Source organism: Streptomyces sp. NPDC006265 (assembly GCF_040613555.1).
Lineage (GTDB): Bacteria > Actinomycetota > Actinomycetes > Streptomycetales > Streptomycetaceae > Streptomyces.
Genome location: NZ_JBEXSH010000860.1, coordinates 1 through 3,828 on the forward strand (window position 1 = coordinate 1; position 3,828 = coordinate 3,828).

5 protein-coding genes and 2 pseudogenes are annotated in these 3,828 nt (G+C 71.5%); 3 read left to right on the forward strand and 4 right to left on the reverse strand.

Annotation, left to right across the window (positions count from 1 at the left end):
• Nucleotides 1–490: pseudogene (locus tag ABZ281_RS41555) on the reverse strand (helix-turn-helix domain-containing protein); the annotation flags it as partial.
• A 95-nt stretch (nucleotides 491–585) separates the two neighbouring features.
• Here ABZ281_RS41555 and ABZ281_RS41560 point away from each other — a divergent pair.
• Together ABZ281_RS41560 and ABZ281_RS41565 are read left to right on the forward strand one after the other, a co-directional pair.
• On the forward strand, nucleotides 586–1,038 hold the full coding sequence (locus tag ABZ281_RS41560; protein ID WP_356663127.1) for a hypothetical protein: 453 nt from the start codon (nucleotides 586–588) through the stop codon (nucleotides 1,036–1,038).
• Nucleotides 1,039–1,178: 140 nt separating this feature from the next.
• A complete protein-coding gene (locus ABZ281_RS41565; protein ID WP_356663128.1) occupies nucleotides 1,179–1,382 on the forward strand; it encodes a hypothetical protein in 204 nt (67 codons plus the stop codon).
• A gap of 37 nt (nucleotides 1,383–1,419) precedes the next feature.
• Here ABZ281_RS41565 and tgmB read toward each other — a convergent pair whose 3' ends face one another.
• The 3 genes from tgmB to ABZ281_RS41580 form a co-directional block, all read right to left on the reverse strand.
• Nucleotides 1,420–2,403: an ATP-grasp ribosomal peptide maturase gene (tgmB, locus tag ABZ281_RS41570; protein ID WP_356663129.1), complete on the reverse strand. Its 984-nt coding sequence runs from the start codon at nucleotides 2,401–2,403 to the stop codon at nucleotides 1,420–1,422.
• A 16-nt stretch (nucleotides 2,404–2,419) separates the two neighbouring features.
• The gene (gene tgmA / locus ABZ281_RS41575) at nucleotides 2,420–2,611 is read right to left on the reverse strand and encodes a putative ATP-grasp-modified RiPP (RefSeq protein ID WP_329324999.1); all 192 of its coding nucleotides are present in this window, start codon (nucleotides 2,609–2,611) and stop codon (nucleotides 2,420–2,422) included.
• Between the two features lie 119 nt (nucleotides 2,612–2,730).
• On the reverse strand, nucleotides 2,731–3,054 hold the full coding sequence (locus tag ABZ281_RS41580; protein WP_356663130.1) for a YkvA family protein: 324 nt from the start codon (nucleotides 3,052–3,054) through the stop codon (nucleotides 2,731–2,733).
• 366 nt (nucleotides 3,055–3,420) lie between these two features.
• Here ABZ281_RS41580 and ABZ281_RS41585 point away from each other — a divergent pair.
• Nucleotides 3,421–3,828 (forward strand): annotated as a pseudogene (locus ABZ281_RS41585) (hypothetical protein); the annotation flags it as partial.

Below are 3,828 nucleotides of genomic sequence, written 5' to 3' on the forward strand. Positions count from 1 at the left end.
TTAGACAGGGGCCGCCGAGGCGCTCGTCCGCCCGTGGAACGCCGAATGGTAGGCGTACGGCGTGGTGCCCACCACGTTTGCGGAACCGCTCCCGGAACGCGGTCGGCGAGCCGAACCCGGCCTGGCGTGCGATCCGTTCGACGCAGTGGCCGGAGCTCTCCAGCAGGTACTGGGCGGCCGCACCCGCGCCCGCAGCAGCCGTTGCAGCGGTGTGGTGCCGGTCTGCTCGCGAAAGCGCCGGCTGAACGTCCGCTCGCTGATCCCCGCCCGCGCGGCCAGTGCGCCCAGTGTCACCTCGTGCGCGAGGTTGTCCCTCGATCCACTCCAGCAGCGGTTCGAGCGCCGACCCCCGCGGCACCGGCGGGTGCTCGTGCACGATGAACTGGGCCTGCCCGCCCTCGCGTTCCAGCGGCGTGACCGGCATCCGGGCGATGTTCGCGGCGACGGCCGACCCCAGGTCCCGGCGGATCATGTGCAGGCACAGATCCACGAGAACCCGTTGGAAGCTGTCGTTCCAGCCCATGGGTGCACCCGCGGGGGCGTCCTGGCGTGGGCCCGTCGACCGCATTCACGGAAAGAGCCCCGGTGACCAAGATCCTGCTGTCCCTCCATGTCCTGGCCGCCATCGTCGCCGTCGGTCCCGTGACCGTCGCGGCCGGCATGTTCCCGCCCGCCACGCGCCGTGCGACTCCCGGGGGCGGCATCGGCACGCCGGCACTCCTGCTCCGCATCTGCCGTGTCTACGCCGGTGTCGGGCTGACCGTCCCGGCCCTCGGGTTCGCGACCGCGGCTGCGATGGGCGTCCTCGGCAGTGGATGGCTCATCACCTCCATCGCCCTGACCGCCCCGGCCGCCGGCATCCTGGTGGCCTTCGTCCTGCCCCGCCAGGAGGAACTCCTCGACCGGCTGAAGGACGAGCAGGCCCCCGACCACCGGGACACCGTGCAACTCGCCATGTTCGCCGGCATCTTCAACCTGCCGTGGGCCACGGTCACCGTCCTGATGATCGTCCGGCCGGGTTCCACGACGGGAGCCTGAACAAGCCCCGTCCTCGCCTGTCACGGATGTCCGGTCTGCGTCAAGTCATCCCAGGGAATTCACACTCCGGGACACCGCGCCGCCTACACTCGCAGTCTGCCCCCATCACGGGGTCGACGAGCAGAAAGGCACGTTGACGGGTGTTCCAGGATTCCCCCATCTACGACCGACTCATCGCGGAGCGCGGCGACGTACCCACACAGGTGCGCCGCGAGGCCGAACGTGTGAGCAGGGAACTGGAGCTGGTCATGCGGCCCTCACAGTCCCTCGGCTACGACCGTCCGCACTCCCCGGGCGCGGGCTGGCAGCGCGCGGGCATGCTTCCCGGCCCGCGCCCGCAGTGAACGACAGGGCGGGCCCGGGATCGCCGGGCCCGGGTACTCAACGGACCGCCGTGTCGGAACCGTTGACATGGGAGGGCTGGACCGGCACCGGCCGGGCCAGCCATTCGGCGATGGTCCGCGCGATCGACTGACCCGTCTCCACCTCGATGAACCCGAACTGCCCCGACTGGTTGCACTCCAGGAACCACCAGGTCCCGTCGGAATCCTCCACGAAGTCGAAAGCCCCGTAGGCCAGTCCGGCCTCCCGCAGATAGGACAGCACGCCCGGCGCGATGCAGGACGGCACGTCGACGGGGAGCCACAGCGAGCCGGGCGCGGCGAACCGCACGTCGACCTCGTCCGGGTCCGCGTCGTCGGCGGTCGCCTTGCGGGCGGCCAGCATCCGCTCGCCCACGACGGTGAGCCGGATGTCCGCCCGCTTGGTGATCCGCCGCTGCAACAGCGTCGGCCCGAACGCGACGGCCGAGAAGTCCGCGTCCGGTGCGACCCGGCTGGTCGGGACGGCCCGCGGAGGGTCCTGCGGATGCGCGCCCGACACCGGCTTGACCACCAGCTCCGGGTAGCGCTCCGCGAACTCGCGGGCGGCGCGCGGGAAGGTCGTGATCAGCGTCGCGGGCACGGGCAGGCCGCATCTCTGGGCGAGACGCAGCTGCCACGGCTTGTGCCGGGCCCGGCGCGCCGCGTCGGGGTCGTTCATCCAGCGCACGCCCGAGCTGCGCAGCATGCCGTAGAGCGCCTGGGCGGCCTCCTCGGTCAGCCACGCGGAGGGCTGGGCCGCCCGCGCGGCCGGGACGCCCGGCCGGCGTACCCACACGGACCGGAGCCCTCCGATGCTCACCAGCCGCCCCCCGGCGGACAGATGGCCGCGGAACCGGCCGTGCACGTACTCCCCCGAGAGCGCGACACCACCGGTCAGGTCCGCGGGATCGACCCGGACCACCGGAACCCCCGTCGCGTTCAGGTGTACGACCACCATGTCCGCGGTGACGTCCTCCTCGCAGGTGAGGATCAGTACGGTCATCGTCGGCGGCCCGCGGTCAGTCGTCGAAGTGTGTCTTGGAGCCGGCGGTGGACGTGGTGGTGCCGAACTCTCTCAACAGGGCGAAGTCAGAGGCCGCGACCCGTCCGTCGCGGAGTACGTTCAGCTGCTGTCCGGCGTCGTACACGTACGGAACGGCAGCTTCCAACTCCACTGCCGGGCGCGCGTAGTTGAGCGCGAACGGTTGCATCGTCTCTCCCTCGTCGGTACTGCGCCGATCAGGCGAGGGGCCGGGGGCGCCGCCGCCCGGTCCGCCGACCTGTTTCGGCTTCCAGAGACTTATACGAATCGAACGGGTGGTTGGTTTCCTTACTTTCCGTAGTCATCGGCCAGTTGCCGGTCCGGCCGGTGTGCGGTACTGCGCTCCCGTTCGCCGAGGGAGCCGCGGACAGTGCGCAGAGCGAGCAGCAGGATGCCGAGGTCGTCCAGGTACACGGGGTCGGGCAGCAGATCGACGGGCAGCACGAGATAGAGCACCGCACCCCAGAAGACCCAGCGCGGGCCCGTGGGCAGTCCCGCGCGCCGCAGATCGCGGCGCGTCCGGACCAGCCGCACCAGGACCACGACGGCGAAGACGAGGACGAAGGCCGCGAGAACCGCGGCCAGGATGATCACCTTTGTGGTCGTATCCACGGGTTGCCCTCCTCCTGGCATGCCGCGACACGGGGTGTCCTTAGCTGGATTCCCGTTTCCGGCGGCTGTATTGCGGCCGGAGCCCGACATGTCGGCGAGTCGGCGCATTTTCCGTACGGGTGGTCATCCCGCCGGCTCACCCGAGTGGCACGGGGTGACGGGGGCGCCTAGTAGTGGTCAGCGTAACGTCGCTCGTCACACGACGGGGGGCGCAGGAGCGGCCGCACTCTTCCCACGGAGGCGAGTATGACCACCTGCTCTTCATCACCCCGCTCGAACGAACCTGCCATACCCGACGGGCCGAACGGGTCTGCCCGGCCGTCCGCCGAGACGACCGTCGCCACCGGCACGCACCAGGTGGAGCAGATGAGCGAGCAGCCCGCCGCCGGCCTGTACGAGGCCTACCTGGCGGGGCACTCCGAGCCCGCCGTCGACGGTTCCCACCAGGCCCACCGGGCCGACGCCGAGTCCGTGGCCCTCGGCTCACACCCGGCAGGCTCGGGAGCGCGACAGGCCGCCCCCGAGCCGGACCTGGCCGCCGCGCAGTCGGCTCCGCCGGCCGAGAACTGGCTGGATCCCGCGGAGGCGCGGCCCGCCGCTCCCTTCCCGGACCCTCCGGACTCCGTGGAGGAGCCCGCCGGGCCCGCTCACATGGACACCGCTTTCGCGGACGACGCCGATCCGCTTGTCGGGCCCTCCCGCGTGGACTCCGCTGTCGCGGACGACGCCGATCCGTCTCTCGGGCCCGGCCCGGACGAGGCAACCCGGGGGGCG

Excerpts from the sequence above, each read along its gene's own strand:
- tgmB (WP_356663129.1), bottom strand. The coding sequence starts at position 2,403 with ATGACCGTACTGATCCTCACCTGCGAGGAGGACGTCACCGCGGACATG.
- tgmA (WP_329324999.1), bottom strand. The coding sequence starts at position 2,611 with ATGCAACCGTTCGCGCTCAACTACGCGCGCCCGGCAGTGGAGTTGGAA.